The organism is Leptospira sp. WS58.C1 (assembly GCF_040833995.1).
GTDB lineage: Bacteria > Spirochaetota > Leptospiria > Leptospirales > Leptospiraceae > Leptospira_B > Leptospira_B cinconiae.
The window spans coordinates 3,136,833-3,154,017 of the sequence record NZ_CP162137.1 but is presented as its reverse complement, the minus strand read 5'-3'; the positions used below and the strand labels follow the sequence as shown (position 1 = coordinate 3,154,017).

Sequence of the window (17,185 nt, the reverse complement as noted above, 5' to 3'; positions counted from 1 at the left end):
TGGATCCTCCGTGCTAATTCTCGGAAGATTCCATTTTTTTGAGATTGTTTATTACGTTTTTATAAGATTCATTCTCTAATAGATCTTCTTTGATAAAACCGTCTTTTTTAAGTCCTTCTATCGTATTTTTCAAATGTAAATAGATCTCTTTTGCTTCTTGCGCCTTGCCGGATCTGTATAAAAAATTCCCCTTTGCGAATAAGACAGGGACATTGCGAGGTTCTTTTTTTAAGATAGAATCCAAAAGTGTGAACGCCTTCTCCTGGTCTTGGAAACCCGCATTGATCCCTTCCCAAGAAGAATCCGCCATGGAAGAATCGAAAAAGATCAGAGCCAATTGGTAAGGAAATCTGGAATCTCTGGTATCCTGTCTGGAAAGTGATTGGAAAATTTCGATAGCTATTTGCCTTCTTTTAGGTTCCCAGCCTCTATCCTTGGAGGCGTTTGCATAGGAGAGTGCGGTTTCAAAAAGAAGCTGTTGGTCCACAGGCATAAGAAGTAGCGCCTTATCGAAATACGGTAGGGAAGATTCGAAAAAATGAACATCGGCGCCGATAACTTCGGTTTTTCCGGAACCTTCTTCTTGGATTGCTTTATTATAATATTTGGATGCTAGATCGTAATCCCCGATCTTCATATATCCTTGCGCGATCTTCCAACTGAGTGCGCCTGCGGATCTGGTCTTAGCCGCCATTTCCCGGATCTTCTTTTCTAACTCGATGATCTCGGATTCGTCCATATTCAGACGGCGTTTCCACGCTTCCAGATCCTCTACCGTGGGAGGTTTTGTATTCTTACCGGAAAATTTACTTAGGTTCTTACAATCGGAAATCAGAAATACAAAAAGAAGAATGAGAAGGAAAGTGGTCCTCATTTGATACTACCTCGGGAAGAAATCGTATTTGAAATACCATGTCCGAGAAGTGTACGGATGGTCCACGGAAAATCCTGAAAAAGGGATTTTTTTGAAAGGAAAAACGATAAAATCTCAGATTGGAAGGGAGAAGGTTTGATCCTTCTCCCTTATTCATTTAAGCGTTGTCTTTAGAAATTCCTGCGATTACCAAAGCCCCACCCAAAAGACCCAGGTCCTTTAACGTATTAATGGTGGAGGATATATCTCCTTTAATTGCTCCCGGCAAGTGTAAAAGAGCGATATAAATTCCTAAAAGAACCGCCAATAAGATCATCGCGAGTTTGGTTTTTTTATTTATAAAAATGCTGATCGAGGCTGCGATCATCGCGGCTCCGGTTACATAAATCCAAATGACTCCTCCTGGGACGGGAACCATACCGGCCATTTGGCTACCGGCTACAAAATGATTGATCCCAAAAAGCAGGAACGGGACTGCGTATACATATTTCCCGATTGTTTGCATAAAAATTTTCTCCTCAACTTTGATCGAAAATTGCTTTCGAAAAGCGACCGTTAATTAGTATGTATGATTCCGCCTCACGCAAGGAGAAAATGGATTGGGTCCTGGAAAAAAGAACGATCTTCCCCAAGGTTGGAGAATCGTACAGCCCGAAGATTTGCAAACTTTGATCCAGATGGAAAAAACAGTATTTGGAAAATCCTCCTGGTCCAATTATTCCATCCAGAGCCATATTGAAAGCCATCCGGCTTGGATCAAAGAGGAAGTCGGCTACGTTTTTTATATGGACCTAAACGATTTTTCGGAGTTATTACGGATCGGTATTCTTCCGGGAAAACGTAAAAAAGGAGAAGCGAAAAATATTCTGCATACTCTTTGTAATTTGTTCCCGAAGGTTATTTTAGAAGTTTCTAATTCGAACTATTCCGCTATTTCTTTATATTCTAAATTAGGGTTTTTGGAATCCGGGCGAAGGAAATCTTATTACGGACCGGGTGAGGACGCGATCTTAATGGAGAAGGTCCGCTAAAAGGGAAACGATCTTTTGATCACTCTGATCTGCGCTAATTGTTGGTTCGAAAATAAAAAGTATAATCTCACTCGGACCGGAAAAGGTTTTTTCCAAAATCTGAATTCCTTTAAATTTATATACATACCCAAATTAACTTCGGTATAATTATTCTCAGTTGGGACCCAATGGAACGCGTTGGATTGGACTGTTCCTTTTTTGGTGAATACCATAATATCAGAAACGTATTCCGGATCGTCCGGAAATTTACCCTGGTGAAAACCTACCAGGTCCAGTTTTTTTCTTTTTATATAATCCATTACCTTTCTTTTGGAGCTGCCAAGCGGCAATTCATCCAAAACTTCTCTTCTTAATAGGTAAGAAGAATTTTCCAAGTACGGATCTTTGACGATATATAAGAATATCGTAATAAATACCGATAAAATTGCGGCCGATTTGATCGCGATTTTATGAGAAGGTCTTAATTTTTCCGCAAAAGTACCACGCAACTTGCGCCCAATCCTTCGGTTCTGCCTAAGGCTCCCATTTTTTCTGTAGTAGTCGCTTTAACGGAAATACAATCCTCCGGAAGTCCCAACAAATTGGAAAGTGAGGATTGGATCTTAATTCTATGAGGAGAAATTTTAGGCCTTTCTCCGATCAAAGTGCAGTCGATATTGACCAAACTGAAACTTCTCTCTTTTGCCAAATCCAACGTTTTTTCTAAGATCAGTTTGGAATCCATATTTTTGAGAGAAGGATCCGTATCCGGAAAATATTGTCCAATATCTCCCAGTCCCATGGCTCCTAAAATCGCGTCCGCTAAGGCATGTATTACGATATCCGCATCCGAGTGACCGATGAGTGCATATTCCGAATCGATCACTGCTCCACCCAGGATTAGCGGGCGAGCCTCGTTTGTTTCTAACCTGTGGAAATCTAATCCTTGTCCGATCCTGTACATTAAGCTATTTGTAACTCACTTCCAGCATTCTTTGGACAGCCATTCTTCCTTTTTCCACGATTTCAGGATCCAACTTGATCTCGAATTGTTCGTACAAAAGTGCATCTTTAATTTTTTCTAATGTAATTCGTTTCATATGAGGACAGGTCCTGCAAGAGGAAACGAATTGTCTGTCGGGGAACTCGGATCTAAGATTGTCACCCATGGAACATTCCGTAACTAAGAACACATCCTTAGCTCCTGAATCACGGATAAATTTGGACATCTGAGAAGTGGATCCTGCGAAATCGGAAACTTCTACCACGTCTGTGTTACATTCCGGGTGGGAAATGACTGTTACACCTGGCCATTGTCTTCGGACGGAGAGTATATCCTCCGCCGTGTACATTTCGTGCACCATGCAGCGCCCAGGAAAGGAAATGATCTTTTTGTCGGTTTGTTTTTGCACATTCCCCGCCAGATATTCGTCGGGTAGAAAGATCACCGTATCGGAATCCAAAGAATTTACGATCTGGACGGCGTTTGCGGAAGTGCAGCAAATATCGGTCTCCGCCTTCACTTCTGCAGTGCAGTTTACATAGGTGACCACCGGAACTCCCGGATATTGGCTTTTAAGTTTTTTGACATCTTCTCGAGTGATACTTTCCGCAAGAGAACAACCCGCTTTTAGATCTGCAATGAGTACCTTCTTATCGGGAGACATAAGTTTGGCAGTCTCCGCCATAAAATGGACTCCATTAAAAAGAATAATGTCCGCATCTGTTTCGGCCGCTGCTTTACTCAGATAAAGGGAATCCCCCAGGATGTCCGAAACTCCGTGAAAAACGTCCGGAGTCATATAATTATGTCCTAAAAGTACTGCGTTTTTTTCTTTTTTGAGACGGTTGATCTCCTGGATCAAAGGGAGTTTTTCCTCTATCTCATGCTCCATGTAAGTGGATTCCAGGGATTTTCGAATTTCCTCTATGGTTTTCATTAGGCCCTCAGCCGGTTTTTGGCGGTTCTATCTCTTTTTAATTTCGACTCCTGGATTTCAGAGTCCGGCAATCTAAATGGTAAATTGCCGAAAGAACTAGGTTTTGCAAGTGTTTATAATCGGTTCGATGCCCAAAACAAGTCGTTGATCCCTGCCGATTCCCAGATTTTTGCCTCTAACAGACGGTATTCTAAAATAAATTGACAGAAAAAGAAATACAAGGATCAATACGAAGTTACTCCTAAAAATCATCCATAAAGGATTGGTATTAACCCAATGAAAAAAATTTCTGCTCTGCTCCTCACAGGAGCATTGGCATTTTCGGTTTCCAACTGCGGCGAAAAAGTGGAAGTCGAATACCCTGTTTTTCCTAAATCAAAAGAGGGACGCCAGCTTCAAAAATTCCTCGGCTCTATCCGCAACGTAGGTTTAGCAGTCGAAAAACCCCAAAAAAGTCTTTGGGAAACCGTTTTCGGAGCAGGTTCCAGCTTTATCGATCAAATGCCTTCTAAAGTTTTCGAAGCTTTCGACAAGGAAACTTACTACAAACTGATCGACCTGAGTAAAAGAGCTGACTCTATCAACGAAGCATCTTTAACTCTTACAGGAATTACCAAAAGTCGTGTTAAACTCGGAAACCAATTAGGTGCCGAGGCGATTCTTCATATCGGTTATCAAAAACCATATACCGAGTGCGGAAGCGAGATGATGGTGGATTACGGCGCAGCTGCGTTGAAAGTTGGTGGAGCGCTTGCTTCTATCGCAACTGGAAAACAAGTTGATACCGGAAACCAACCGATCAGCAAACAAACCGGTATCCGTTATATGCTCATTCCTTTGGACGCTACTTTGATCAAAGTAGAAACTGGAGAAGTTAAAAAGGCTGTAGTTTCCAATCCTGCAAAAGTAGACGCAGGAGTAGGTAACTTGGATTGCCCTTCCGTTCTCGACTCTTTCGGAAAAGCTTTAGACGAAGCTGCTCTTTACATCAAAGACAGACTTTCTCCAAAAGTTAAAACTGAGAAGATCGAAGTATTCACTAAAGACGAAGATCCAGAAGTGGCATCTTATCTGGAAGACGGATACCATGAGATCACCGGAGAAACTCCTAGCTTCAAAAAAGCGAAAGAGAACTGGGATAAGGCCGATAAAAAAGCCGGCGGAAAGTCTTGGGGAGCGAAAGCAAACCTCGGAACTTATTACTTCCAGGCCGGAGACTTTGAAAAGGCTATCAAATACTACGAAGATGCGATGAAACTCAGCGGAGCTGACAAGAACTACGTGAGAGAACTTCGTAAACGTGTAGAAGCGGCAGCTGCCGTTGATGACACTGAAAAGTAAGAAAGTAAAACTTTCTTTCGGTTTCGAGAAAAGCGGGCGGATAACGTCCGCTTTTCTTTTATGTAGCGTATTCTTCTTGTCCGATTGCAAAAGAACGAAACCGAATTTGGAAGAATGTTCGGATGCTCAGATCCATATATCCAAACTGATCGCGAACGACGAAACAATGGAAAAAGGTGTACAAGCATTGATGTTAAGATCCGTGCTAAAACCGGAGACCAGCGAAGCGATCATTAGAAGTTGTGTGGAAAACAAAAGTTTACTCCAAGTGCAATGCGAACTCTCTAAGGAAAAGTTTGTAGATCTACAGGATTGTAAACAACTGGCTCCTAAAAGAGCGGAGAGTGAAGGTTAGGGGTTTTTACTTCGAGACGAAAGTTTTCAGATGTAATCTTAATCCATATTATACATCCGTTAGATGCGATAATAAATGAGATAAAATAGAGCCCCGATATCATCGGGGCCAAATCGGATCTTAAAATCTAGGCATTAAATTCACAGAAGGTTTCTGAAAAACTCCACCTGAAGGTGCAGTGTACGCGGTAGATTGCAATTGTGTTCCGTTTTGCAAATTATATCTTTTCAGATACGCAGTGCTTGTGGAACTGGGATCAATGTAGGTAAGAAATACATCTGTGTTAGTTCCGGTTGTTACAATGTCAATTCTATTTCCAGAAGCTCTATTGAAATTTCTCATCTTTAATCCTTTGGAAGGAAAGTGTTTCTTGGGATTTGGTGCGAAGCTTTTAGAATACGAACAACTATAATATTTCTTTAACAATTAAATTCCGGTTGTATCCCCAAAATCCGAATAGAGGTATGGGTAAGCCGAACTTAAATGTAGTATAAACGGGAAAGATAAGGATAGCAGAAGATATAAAAAATGAAAATTCATCCCTTTGTAAATCTTCTACTAAGAACTTAAAAGAATTTCCCGATAGCACCAGGTCTCGGCAGATTAATTTTGAGAATTCCTTTTCTATACAGGGGCCGCCAAATTTTCCTCCTGATTCTTTATGTGCTTTCGAATCAAACAGGATAAATGCTTCTCCTTCGACAGCATATTGGAAAAAGCGATTCTCCCTTCCAATTACAATAATCTCTCCACTATAGATTCCATTTTCAAGTTCTACATTTGCTGACTGTCTTCGAAGAGTATCGTAATGACGAAAGTCTATAATTCCGTGTATTTGTTTTTCAATAGCGGAGCCGGTCCTATCTAATTTTTTTAATTTTACCCTACCTGTGTAATGACCGCTAACGACTATAGCTTCTATGTTGATGATGGAGGTATATAGATTTGGGGTAGTGGATTCGGTTTTTATTGATCCGTATCTGGTAACACAATTGATTACTAAAAAAATGAGAAATAGGAAAGAGTATTTCATTCTATCTCTTTCTAAATGATAGAACCGATAATAGTAAATTGGTCAATAGCGAGATGCCTAATAAAGAAAGGACCCATTTTTGAGAACCATTTAAGAATTCTGTCTTAGTATTAAATCCTACTGTGTTTTGTTCTAACTCGGTAATCCTGGATCTCAGACTGTTTTTAAGTTGATTTGTTAATTCAATAATTTCTGGATCTGCTAAAACAATTAGGGTATTTTTATTTTGAACTTCCGGGAAGGACTGTCCAACTCTTTTCTTTGATGTATTTGTAGGTCGATCTACAAGCTTCTTTCCTTGTAGCTCAGCTATTCTACTTCTGACAGTAGGATGACTTGCCCATGTAGCTTGGGCCTTTGTAAAGTATTCATATGCAGTTTTTAAATTTCCGGTATGGTAGTTTTCTTCACCCTGAATGATCCAGATCTCAGTTTGATAAAGGTTAAGTGTAGGATTATCTGGATCTGTCTCTATTAAGGGCTTCAAAGCTTCTTGGGCTTCTGTTATCTTGTTTCGATTGATTAGTTCTCGTATCTGAAAGTAATTTGTTTCTCCCGATTCTGAATAAATATTAACAAATGATAAAAAATACAGGCTTAAAAGAATTATTCTGAATACTTCTCGCATACTTTTTTACCTACTTATAATTACTGCTGAATGACCATATCTTGCGACTGGCATTTCCGATGTAATACTTGTCCAAGGTCCTGCAACAGGGCTTCCCAAATCTATCGAGTAGACCGATTTACTAGGGATATTTAAGGCGGTAGCTCCGCCGAAAACAAAAGCCATTCGGAGATCATAAGAAATTTCGGCAGCAGGAAAGTATGTAGCTACCGGTAATACTGGACCCGCTTGAAAGTTTGCAGAACTTGTTCCCAATCTATAAAAATCATAAAGATTCGTTGGAGTAACTTGTGTAACAGGTTGGAATAAATTACCAGCAGTAGAACCTCCTACAACCAAAACTCCAGGACCATCTCCAGGATTTGGATCGCTAGGAATAGGGCGATAACAAGCAGTTCCCATTCCATGTCGTGCAGAGGTATTGATAGATGGTTCTCCGATAGAAGTGGTTGAGTTAGAGGCAGGAATATAAGCATCCGAATTAAAGGACGATGCAGATCCATCAGAGGCTAATCTCCCTCCTGTGTAGAAAATACTTCCGTTGATTCCACAACCTCCCATATCCACTCTGGGAAGAATTTGAGTTAAGGAGGTAAAGAGTGGCGACCAAGTTCCTTGTGTCCCAATTTCTGGAAAGAGTTTATATACTCGGCTTGTTGGGTATCCTACCGTTACATTCGTATCTAGTGCATTAGCGATAATGTAAATTTCATTTCCGACAGTAGCTGAGATTCCACTATGAATCGCATCCGGAGCAGAACTGTAAGTTGTCCAAATTCCCGTAAATGGATCGTATGCTTCTACCGCGGATGAAACAGAAAAAGTAGATCCGGATTTAGTTAATCCTCCGATTACAAAAATCTTTCCCTTAAAATTTACCACTGAAGCAAATGCTCTGGGCGTTGGAACTCTTGTAATAGAAGGATACCAGTGGTTATCTACTGGGTCATATAAATCTATTTGAGCAACCGGATTGTTATCCGCTCCGACACCTCCTACCAACCAAATACCTCTCGTTTTAATTGGATCATCACTAATCCAAGTTTTAAAGGGAACCATCATAACTCTTCTGTCTTCTGGTTTTCCGCATCCCAAATACGCAGTGTATTCTGAATTTGGTGTGAGGTTAGTTAACGGGAGTAAATGAGTCTTTCCTTCTTTTGGGCTGATTAGAATATTTTGGGAGCCATTTCCATTAGAATAGAAGATATACCCTTCAGCCGATTCGGAGCAGGTCCAAGTGAACTGAACTTGTTTTGAGCCGTTCGATAGATAGAAAGATTTTACTGATACATCCTCTAAACCCCCTCCTTCATTCAAAGGAGAGTTATCGCAATAAGCTAAAGAGGTTAATATGAGTAAAAAGAAGAAACTTCGGTATAAACTTTTCATATTCTATATCCTAAGGAAATTTCTAATCCACCCATGCAGACAGTTCCTCTTGACTCAAAATAGCAGTTAGCTCTAAGTCCAGATCGAAGGACCATGTTTCCAAGTTTCCATCCTTGGTATCCGAACTCAACGTAACCGATTGGATCCAATCCTGAAACTTGTGTTTCTCCTCTTTGATATCTAACGGAACCAAACCCGGCTCCTAAGATACCATACCAGTTCTTTGAATCTCCTATACCGAAATCTCTTTTAAGATAGGAATATGCGTTGAGAAAAGAATAATTGGAAGTACCTGGTGAAACAAGATATTCAGCTTTAAAACCAACTTGGTATTTTTCCGATAAAAATAAGAAAGCTGGTTCTACGAAAAATCCTGCACCCCCTGTTATGCTGTGGGCAGGTGCGATCGGAGAAGTATTTGCTAAAAAACTAAGACTTCCACCAAAGATAGTCTCAGGCTGTTTTGATGATTCAGTTAAGTATTCATTAGGCAGATCGGGGGAAGAACTTCCTCCATTGTCCATATCTTGGATCTGGGATTTATCTATTTCTAAAAAGCCGACATCGGTTCTGATTGTATATCCCTTGTCTCTTTCTTCCGCAATAACCCCGCGAATTTTACTTCCATCTTTCAATGTAAATGTGGAGTAACGATGGGAAGATTGAGTTCCTTTCTTAGAATAATCTAATTTCTGGACTTCCTTCTTCGGAATTGTATAAACTCTTCCCTTCCAATTTACTTGAACATTTCGATCATCTTCATGGACTACATCTAATAAGAACGAGTTTCCATTTTTTAGAAGTAATTCTGCGGCTGTAATTTGATAAGAACAGACAATGAATAAGAACAGATAAAAAGTTATTCGCATCAAGTATTAGCCTTTAGGGGAATCCTATATCACCAAGTTGGATCGTTTTTGCTTGTTCTAATTTACAAGCGTTGCCAAGCATTATGTTTCTATCGATAGTAATAGTTTCTTTGCCACACTGAGATGCCTGACGTTTTGCTTCTGCATTGTATATTGTAATAATAGGTCCTTTCTTCTTTATCTCAGAAAGACAAGAGTCTACGGATTCTTCTGTATATGTTTTAGCAGAATCTATGTGAGCTATACTGAAGAAGATATAACTAGATAGAAAAGTATTATCAGATAAGTTTGAAGGATCTGTAATACCAGGTGTAGTTGGGGTTACTGGAGTTTGGTCTGTAAATTCAAATGAGTAAGTCTGCCCTGTTGTTCCTGTACATCGAATGAAAATTTCATCACTATCACTCGAAGAAGGACCAGAACTTAATGTAGCAGATCCAAGTGCAACTGGAGAACCAAATCCGGCATCTTCAGTTGTGTTATTATTATGATAAACTAAACCATAAAATCTACCGCAAGAAGCTGCTCCAGTCGTTTTAGAAACATCGAATAGAGAATACTGATTACTATATACATAAATAAAATCGTATTCATTATCTGAATCAATGGTTCCAGAATAAGTAATCGTCGATCCGTTAATTCCAGGAACTAATACTTTATTGTTACTAGATTGATATGCATCCTGAAAGGTGTCGTTACCATTAGATTCATTCTCTGATAGATTTTGATTAGTTGCCCCACTCCCACACGTTCCACTGTTACTTATTCCAGTAAGATTCAGAAAGGTTGCAATCGACGCTTGCGAAGATATTGCTGCTTCTAATTTTCTTTTTGCTTCCGCACCTGTGACAGTTCCCCAACCCGAGACAGGAATAAACGTACAAGAAAGAATTTCGAAGACGAAGATTCCGTACGTTAGATAAAATTTTAAGTTATTTTTAAAGCATGAAAAAGGCGAAGCAAAGAGTATATGATTGGGATAAATTTTCATTTTAACAAATTCACTTGACACAATATTGGAAATACTTCGTTTTTAAACCAACAAATAAACAAAGTTTGGAATTACTCTACAATGCAATGTTTTTTTAGGGAATTTTAGAAGTAGAAAGGGTGTTTTGGAATGATTAAAAGAAAGAAATCTATCCAATTTGGGATAATTTTACTTTTTGTAGCAGGTACTACGTTAGGCTTCTCCTTTGCACCACTTTCTAGATATTTCTCTTCTGCGCTACGAAGCCTAACGCAGGAATCCGAGATTCCGATTGATTTACCCACTTTAGATGTCGATTTTCGAGGAAAAATCGGAGCAAGTATTCCTATCGAATTACCTCCTGCTCGAAAAGATTGGGGACCAAGCATAAACATTTCTTATTCAGTAGAATCTGGAGAAGGATTACTAGGAGAGGGCTGGTCTCTCTCAGGAATTTCAGGAATATATAGAGAAACATCTTCCGGAATGACTTACGGTTCAAATGACTTTTTTACAAGCGACTTAGCTGGTCGCCTAGTTGATGTTAGCGGAAATGGGACAGAATACAGATCAAAGCCGGAAAGCTTCTTCCAATTTCAAAAACAGTCTACCTGTAATGATTCATCTTGTGTTTGGATCGTAAAAGATCCTTCTGGAAATACTTACACCTTCGGAGGCTCATCTGATTCCGTTATAACTAATGCAACTGGGATTCCAGTAATCTGGGGATTAAGGAAAGCTGAAGATCGATTCGGAAATTCTTATACTTTTACTTATCTTCCAAATGTTAAAAGACTCTATCCCCAAACCATAAGTTATCAAAATAAAACTATTTCATTCGTGTATGAAAGTTCCGGATCAAGCATAATATCCTATTCTGGCGGACTTCAAACGGTAGGTAGTCAATTGCTTTCTGAAATTCAAATCTCGATTGATGGCTCCCAGGTGCGTAGTTATTCTTTTGAATATGAAACAGGTGAACAAGGGAGAAAAAGACTAACTTCTATTGATAGAGAAGAATCCCATCCCCAATTTGGATCAGGGGCCTTTATTCCCGTCAGTTTTCAGTATTCCGCATCTGGAAATTATTCTTTAGATCGAAATACAAGCTGGGATATTTCCAATAAACAATTAAAGTTTTGGTCCCGTACTCCCATGTATGATAAAACACGTTGTGTAGAAGGAGCATATGCGTGTACAGTCTTCGGAACGACAGATTGTTCGTATTTAGCAGCTGAGCCTGCATCATACACTGCCTGTATGAACACTAAGGCGACCTGGGGATTAGCATGCCAGTTATATGTCGAAGCATATTATGAATCTTGTAATTATGGAATAAAATCCCCCCGATCTATTGGAGCTTGGGGAGATGTAAGTGGAGATGGTTATCCAGATTATATTCGCTTATATGGCGACCAAGATAATAATGTACAACTCGGATCATTTATAAACCAAAAAACTGGAAGTTTTACTCCCAGCAATTCCGTGTTTGATGAAATTCTTGCTGGTGTTAGCTTTAATACATTAAGGAGTCTAAATTTTGGAGACATTGATGGAAATGCCAAATCTGATTTAAGCATTTCTAACGGTACTAATCTTAGAAATTATTTTTCAGATGGTGTAAAAATAATCTCACCGGGAAATGATTTTACATATTCGGTAAGTTCTCCAGTCTATTTAACGGAAGTTCCGCAATTTTACACATTAAGTTGGCTTTATGATATTAATCGAGATGGTAGATCAGATCATATTCGCATAACAGGACCCGATGAAGTTAGAGTCCGCTTTTCTAATGGGACCGGCTTTACAAATGAAAAAATATACACTGTTCCTGGCGTAGTCTCCAATCCTGGAGAGTTCTTTGATATTGACTCTAGCGGTATTCCGGAGCTTGTCCGATATTCTTCTTCAAATGGAATTGAAGTTTATAGATTTAGTTCTGATTTAGATAGTCTGGTTCTAAATACTTATACAATAGGAAACAACGGCCAGGCTGCTAATTTCAATCCAGATTCGGGCAGTTTAGCTACAAGATTTTGGGGAGATCCAAATGGAGACGGACTTTTAGATCTGTTAGTTTATAATAACGATTCTTTTGAAATTTACTGGAACCAATTTGACTCTTTCTCCACTGTCCCTACTATCGTAAGCATTCCTGGTTTAACATTTAACAATGAACCGAACAAATTTAAGTCGTATAGATTAGGAGATATGGACGGAGATGGCTTCGATGACTTAATCGCCGGAGACGGAACAAATATCAGAATTTTCTTATCAGATGGGACAACGATACTTTCAAGTCCTGTTAAAACTATAGCGGCTTCAGATGAGTTTGATCTGGTCGATTTAAACTCAGATGGTCGCTTAGATCTGGTAGTTTATAATGTTCCAAATAACAGCATAACGGGAGGTTGGGAAGCCTACATTTCTAAAACCGGACTACCTGGTAACATTCTCACTAAAATCAAGGGAGCCTATGGATTAGAAAGTAGTATTTCATATATCCGTAGAAATGATCCAAGTGTAACTAATCTAATATTACCTTCGAGCAATTCCTATCCGATCATCGCAGACAACGGAGGTGATTTAATCGTTTCATCTATAACTAATATATTAAGTGATACAGTTTCTGAAACAATCTCTTACGTTTATGAAAACGGTAAAATAGCGATCGGAGATCCATATACAAGCGGATATTTAGGATTTTCGAAAGTTACAACTTCTAATTCAAGAACGAACATAAAGACTATTGAAACTTATAATCAATCTTCATATTTATTTTCAGGAAAAAAGATCTCGGAAGAGATGCGATACGTTAATGGAGTTCAAGAAAGTATAGTTACACAAAAGACTTATACATACGAGTCCGCTAGCTTCAATTCTATTCCTTATAGTCGTATGAGTGCTTCATCGGAGACAACATACATGGGTGGAGTCCAAGTAGCATCCTCTTCTTCGACTTTTACGTATGATTCATGTGGAAACCCTAAAGTAAGTAGTGAGATTGGAACTTCAGGCACAATTACTCGTACTCAGACTTATGCTTGTGATACGGCTAATTGGGTGCTGAACCAACCTTCAACGGATAAAACAGAGCGCAATGGAGTTCTTACAGACAGTAAGGTGTATACATATGATGATAAGGAACTTCGAATAGTAACCGAATTTCCAAGTACATCGGTAACAAGGACTCGAACTTTTTCCTATGATACTTACGGTAATCCTATAACAGTAACAGACTCTAAGGGGAAAGAAACAAATGTTGAATACGACTCAGCTACTTCTACATTTGTTACTAAAACTACTAATCCTTTAGGTCATACTACTTCTATGGAATATGATTCTGTATACGGATTAGAAACAAAAGTAACTAATGCAAACGGAGGGACTGAGACCCGAGCGTTTGATGCGTATGGGAGAATCTTACGGAGGATAAAACCTGGGGAATCCGATTGGTCGGAAGAATTTGAATACGGAAACACTGGAAAGCCGAACGAGGAATATTCTCAAAAATCAGTAAGAGATGATTCCTTTGGCGAGCTTCGTTATAAAGAATACATCGATATATTCGGTAATGTAAGCAGGAAGGAAAGCACTTCCATCCAAGGGTCACTTTTAGTTGAGGAAGCAGAATATAGAGCCGACGGAAAACTTCTAAGGCGATCGACCCCGTATATCCAGAATTTAACTCCAAGTGACTGGGTAAATTATGAATATGCAGGTCCAGAAGGAAGAGTCAGTTTAATTTCTTCTCCAGATGGAAAAACTGTAAGTGTAACTTACAGCGGCCTAACTACTACTTCGGTTATTAAAAAAGGATCAGAAACTCTAAGCACAGAAATCGAGACCAAGGATACCTTCGGAAATACAATTTCTAAAAGTTCTAACGGAGCTATCATTTCCTACGAATATGATGAGGCAAATCGTCTTACAAAGATCGTCGATCCCGCTCAAGGGGAAACGAACTTTACTTACGATTTATTTGGAAATAAGAAAACGGTTTCTGATACTTCCTCAGGAACTTCCTCACATGATTATGATACTGAAGGTAATTTAACTCGAACAGTAGATGCAAGAGGAAGATCAATTCGAAACGAGTATGATGAAATTAATAGAATCACTCGGACATATACAGACGGAAGTGAAACTCAGATTTTATATACTTACGATTCTGCTCCGAATGGAATAGGAAAACCGGCTTCTATTAGTGACGGATCAGGAACTACAAATTTGGAATATAATATTAATGGGAATATCGTCCGTAAAGTTAGAACGATTGATGATTTAACTTTTGTATTCCGATATACCTACGACAATCAAGACAGATTACAAGATTTTACTTATCCTGATGGAAGTGTAAGTCATTATTTCTATTCCGAGATGGGTATAATGACCGGCATCACGATGGATATACCTGACTTAGGAAGTTATAACCATCCGGTCGTAAAATATGAAGGTCCATTCCCTGGAACTTCCGGAACCTTTAGAGTATTGAGAACTTTAGGAAATGGAGTCCAATCAGATATCGCATTTGATCCTATCCTAAAACGTCCTACTGGGCTTAAGACTACTTTGAAGAATGGATCAATCGCGCAAAATCTTGCCTATGAATATGATTCTAATGATAATATTCAAAAAATAACAGATCTTCTCAGACCTGACAGAACTCAAAATTTCCAATTTGATTCCTTAAATCGTTTGGTATCTGCTACAGGAAAATACGGTGCAGAAAGTTATACTTATGATTCAAGAGGTAACTTAAAACATAAAGGTGATACTACCTTAGGTTATTCCGATTCTTCAAGACCTTACAGAATAACTTCAGCGACTTCCGATCTTGCGGGAACTACCTTATACAGCTACGACGGTTCCGGAAACATAGTAAATAGAGGAGGAGATGCTTTCACTTATGATGCTTTTGGTAAGTTGGTGGATATCCAACCTTATGGAGGCGGAGATCGCATTCGTATGAACTATGGTTTTGATGGAGCTAGAATTAAAAAAGTAAGAGATGCAGATGCATCTATAGAATTTTATCCGGACCCAAGTTATGAAGTCGTTCGTAAGCCTGGTCAGCCAGACACTCATACTCTATACATAAGAGGACTTTCTGGAGATTTAGTTTCTCAGTTAGCCAGACAAGATGCTAATTTAATTTCTGCAACGGAAGTATCTGATTCGAATATTTTAGCAAAAGCATATTGGAAACCAGGAATCGATAAATTAGCGGGAATAAGCAAATCTAGCTTTCATTCTTTCTTATATGATTATAGCGGAAAGCTATCTCTTCGTTATGATCTGCTAGTCTGGACCTTAGTACACATCACGGCATATTATTGGTTCTGGAAAAACAAAGAAAGGATACAGGAATTCTCAAGTCCTCGTCTGTCTTCTATCACACCTATTGTATTAACTGTGATGATTTTTTCTACCGTTAATAATTGCGGAATATTTATCCCGAACCAAGGTGAAGAAGGTGTTCCTCCATGGGCGTTAATTCCAGTCGGAAATACTGATGGAACTCCTTCGATAGATTCCCCAGGCGATGGATCTGGTGGAGGTTCAGGATCCGTAGGTGGAACTCCGATACCTGGAATGATATTCTTCCATCCTGATCATTTAGGTTCTATTTCAATGGTTTCTAATGGGGAAGGAAGTGCTCTAACCGGGGGAGATCTTGGTGGAGCTAGTTTAATTTCATACAAACCTTACGGTGAAATAGATCGAACAAACTCTTCCGGACCTGACATTTTCCGTTACAAATATACAGGACAACAAGAAGATAGAGAGTCGTCTTTATATTACTATAAAGCAAGATTCTTTGATCCGAAGATTGGAAGATTTTTACAGCCGGATTCCGTTATTGCTTCGGCAAAAACGCAAGGGATGAACCGCTATATGTATGTGAGTGGAAATCCTGTAAACTTCAGAGATCCAGGTGGGCATAATGAATATGTTCACATGTTTAATGAAATACTGAAGAAAATGTTTCATCACGCAAATGGAGTTATGAATACCGTAGGTCACAGCGTTGACCATACTTGGAAAGATCATTTCCGAAGGGTAGACCATACTTATAGAAAATATTTACGTAGGATAGATCATGCAGTTCGGAGTCCATTAAGAGCTATTGATCATAGTTTAAGGGGTTATGCACGAGGAATAGATCATAGGGTCAAAAGTTATTTATCTGCTTTAGATCGTGGAGTTAGAGCACACTTTCGTAGGGTTGATGATGGAGTTAGGGCACATTTCCGTAGAGTAGATCATGGATTTAAAGGAGCCATGGCAAGCATTGAACGGGGGTTCCGAGCAGCTGCTAGAGGAGTAGATCAAACTGCAAGAAGAATCGGAGAAGCCTTTGAGCAAGAAGTTCTTGGTAAGAGGCATACAAATGGAGATAGTTGGTCAAGACTAAGAGATCGGGTATTAGGAACTTTTGCTTCGGGTGGAATGAATTTGTTAATAGGTAATCTTGGAGAAGATTGGTTTTTCAGCGGCTTTAACATATATACCTTTGGCCTAAGTGTAGGTTTGGATATCGGCATTTGGGCTAGTTACGAATCAAGAGGGTTTGGGATTTATGAAAAGCTGAGCCCAATTGGTTTGATTGGGTTATTGGTCGTTTACAACCAATGGGGATATGACGAAAATCCTATTTTCCGAAATATTATGACAATGTATATGTATAAAAAATATGGGCTTGCTCCGGGAGCTTGTATTGTCGGAGGTCAGGAGTTCTATGACTGTAATTAATGCTTACTTATTGAGTA

General features: G+C 39.2%; 14 protein-coding genes. 4 read left to right on the top strand and 10 right to left on the bottom strand.

Annotated features, from left to right (window positions below):
* Positions 1-13: 13 nt before the first annotated feature.
* Together AB3N61_RS14495 and AB3N61_RS14490 are read right to left on the bottom strand one after the other, a co-directional pair.
* The gene (locus AB3N61_RS14495; protein ID WP_020770509.1) at positions 14-874 is read right to left on the bottom strand and encodes a tetratricopeptide repeat protein; all 861 of its coding nucleotides are present in this window, start codon (positions 872-874) and stop codon (positions 14-16) included.
* A 157-nt stretch (positions 875-1,031) separates the two neighbouring features.
* Complete coding sequence (locus tag AB3N61_RS14490; protein WP_020770517.1) at positions 1,032-1,379, bottom strand: hypothetical protein; 348 nt, start codon at positions 1,377-1,379, stop codon at positions 1,032-1,034.
* Positions 1,380-1,473: 94 nt separating this feature from the next.
* Between AB3N61_RS14490 and AB3N61_RS14485 the strand changes: the two genes are divergently transcribed.
* Positions 1,474-1,905, top strand: a complete 432-nt coding sequence (locus AB3N61_RS14485) for a GNAT family N-acetyltransferase (protein WP_367897923.1) — start codon at positions 1,474-1,476, stop codon at positions 1,903-1,905.
* Here the strand turns inward: AB3N61_RS14485 and AB3N61_RS14480 are convergent.
* From AB3N61_RS14480 to nadA, 3 genes are read right to left on the bottom strand one after another with little or no spacing between them, the layout of a single operon-like run.
* Complete coding sequence (locus AB3N61_RS14480) at positions 1,902-2,393, bottom strand: hypothetical protein (RefSeq protein WP_367897922.1); 492 nt, start codon at positions 2,391-2,393, stop codon at positions 1,902-1,904. The genes AB3N61_RS14485 and AB3N61_RS14480 overlap by 4 nt on opposite strands.
* Entirely contained in the window at positions 2,366-2,848 is a 483-nt protein-coding gene (ispF, locus tag AB3N61_RS14475; protein WP_020770496.1) for a 2-C-methyl-D-erythritol 2,4-cyclodiphosphate synthase, read from the bottom strand. The genes AB3N61_RS14480 and ispF overlap by 28 nt, the downstream gene beginning before the upstream one ends.
* A gap of 4 nt (positions 2,849-2,852) precedes the next feature.
* Positions 2,853-3,824: a quinolinate synthase NadA gene (nadA, locus tag AB3N61_RS14470; protein ID WP_020770445.1), complete on the bottom strand. Its 972-nt coding sequence runs from the start codon at positions 3,822-3,824 to the stop codon at positions 2,853-2,855.
* Between the two features lie 276 nt (positions 3,825-4,100).
* On the opposite strand from nadA, the gene AB3N61_RS14465 reads away from it, so the two are divergent.
* Positions 4,101-5,165 (top strand): lipoprotein LipL41, encoded by a 1,065-nt coding sequence (locus AB3N61_RS14465; RefSeq protein ID WP_020770427.1) that lies wholly within the window; start codon positions 4,101-4,103, stop codon positions 5,163-5,165.
* Complete coding sequence (gene lep / locus AB3N61_RS14460; RefSeq protein ID WP_020770331.1) at positions 5,149-5,520, top strand: LipL41-expression chaperone Lep; 372 nt, start codon at positions 5,149-5,151, stop codon at positions 5,518-5,520. Before AB3N61_RS14465 ends, lep begins: the two co-directional genes overlap by 17 nt.
* A 406-nt stretch (positions 5,521-5,926) precedes the next feature.
* Here lep and AB3N61_RS14455 read toward each other — a convergent pair whose 3' ends face one another.
* The 5 genes from AB3N61_RS14455 to AB3N61_RS14435 are packed head-to-tail and all read right to left on the bottom strand — an operon-like array spanning position 5,927 to position 10,433.
* Positions 5,927-6,553: a hypothetical protein gene (locus AB3N61_RS14455; RefSeq protein WP_367897921.1), complete on the bottom strand. Its 627-nt coding sequence runs from the start codon at positions 6,551-6,553 to the stop codon at positions 5,927-5,929.
* 1 nt (position 6,554) lies between these two features.
* Positions 6,555-7,181, bottom strand: a complete 627-nt coding sequence (locus tag AB3N61_RS14450; protein WP_367897920.1) for a tetratricopeptide repeat protein — start codon at positions 7,179-7,181, stop codon at positions 6,555-6,557.
* A gap of 6 nt (positions 7,182-7,187) precedes the next feature.
* Positions 7,188-8,573: a kelch repeat-containing protein gene (locus AB3N61_RS14445; RefSeq protein WP_367897919.1), complete on the bottom strand. Its 1,386-nt coding sequence runs from the start codon at positions 8,571-8,573 to the stop codon at positions 7,188-7,190.
* Positions 8,570-9,442: an LA_3334 family protein gene (locus AB3N61_RS14440; RefSeq protein ID WP_020770289.1), complete on the bottom strand. Its 873-nt coding sequence runs from the start codon at positions 9,440-9,442 to the stop codon at positions 8,570-8,572. The genes AB3N61_RS14445 and AB3N61_RS14440 overlap by 4 nt, the downstream gene beginning before the upstream one ends.
* Positions 9,443-9,455: 13 nt before the next feature.
* On the bottom strand, positions 9,456-10,433 hold the full coding sequence (locus AB3N61_RS14435; protein ID WP_367897918.1) for a hypothetical protein: 978 nt from the start codon (positions 10,431-10,433) through the stop codon (positions 9,456-9,458).
* Between the two features lie 129 nt (positions 10,434-10,562).
* Between AB3N61_RS14435 and AB3N61_RS14430 the strand changes: the two genes are divergently transcribed.
* On the top strand, positions 10,563-17,168 hold the full coding sequence (locus tag AB3N61_RS14430; protein WP_367897917.1) for an RHS repeat-associated core domain-containing protein: 6,606 nt from the start codon (positions 10,563-10,565) through the stop codon (positions 17,166-17,168).
* Positions 17,169-17,185: the final 17 nt, after the last annotated feature.

Excerpts from the sequence above, each read along its gene's own strand:
- AB3N61_RS14495 (WP_020770509.1), bottom strand. The coding sequence starts at position 874 with ATGAGGACCACTTTCCTTCTCATTCTTCTTTTTGTATTTCTGATTTCC.
- AB3N61_RS14490 (WP_020770517.1), bottom strand. The coding sequence starts at position 1,379 with ATGCAAACAATCGGGAAATATGTATACGCAGTCCCGTTCCTGCTTTTT.
- ispF (WP_020770496.1), bottom strand. The coding sequence starts at position 2,848 with ATGTACAGGATCGGACAAGGATTAGATTTCCACAGGTTAGAAACAAAC.
- nadA (WP_020770445.1), bottom strand. The coding sequence starts at position 3,824 with ATGAAAACCATAGAGGAAATTCGAAAATCCCTGGAATCCACTTACATG.
- AB3N61_RS14465 (WP_020770427.1), top strand. The coding sequence starts at position 4,101 with ATGAAAAAAATTTCTGCTCTGCTCCTCACAGGAGCATTGGCATTTTCG.
- lep (WP_020770331.1), top strand. The coding sequence starts at position 5,149 with ATGACACTGAAAAGTAAGAAAGTAAAACTTTCTTTCGGTTTCGAGAAA.
- AB3N61_RS14455 (WP_367897921.1), bottom strand. The coding sequence starts at position 6,553 with ATGAAATACTCTTTCCTATTTCTCATTTTTTTAGTAATCAATTGTGTT.
- AB3N61_RS14450 (WP_367897920.1), bottom strand. The coding sequence starts at position 7,181 with ATGCGAGAAGTATTCAGAATAATTCTTTTAAGCCTGTATTTTTTATCA.
- AB3N61_RS14445 (WP_367897919.1), bottom strand. The coding sequence starts at position 8,573 with ATGAAAAGTTTATACCGAAGTTTCTTCTTTTTACTCATATTAACCTCT.
- AB3N61_RS14440 (WP_020770289.1), bottom strand. The coding sequence starts at position 9,442 with ATGCGAATAACTTTTTATCTGTTCTTATTCATTGTCTGTTCTTATCAA.
- AB3N61_RS14435 (WP_367897918.1), bottom strand. The coding sequence starts at position 10,433 with ATGAAAATTTATCCCAATCATATACTCTTTGCTTCGCCTTTTTCATGC.
- AB3N61_RS14430 (WP_367897917.1), top strand. The coding sequence starts at position 10,563 with ATGATTAAAAGAAAGAAATCTATCCAATTTGGGATAATTTTACTTTTT.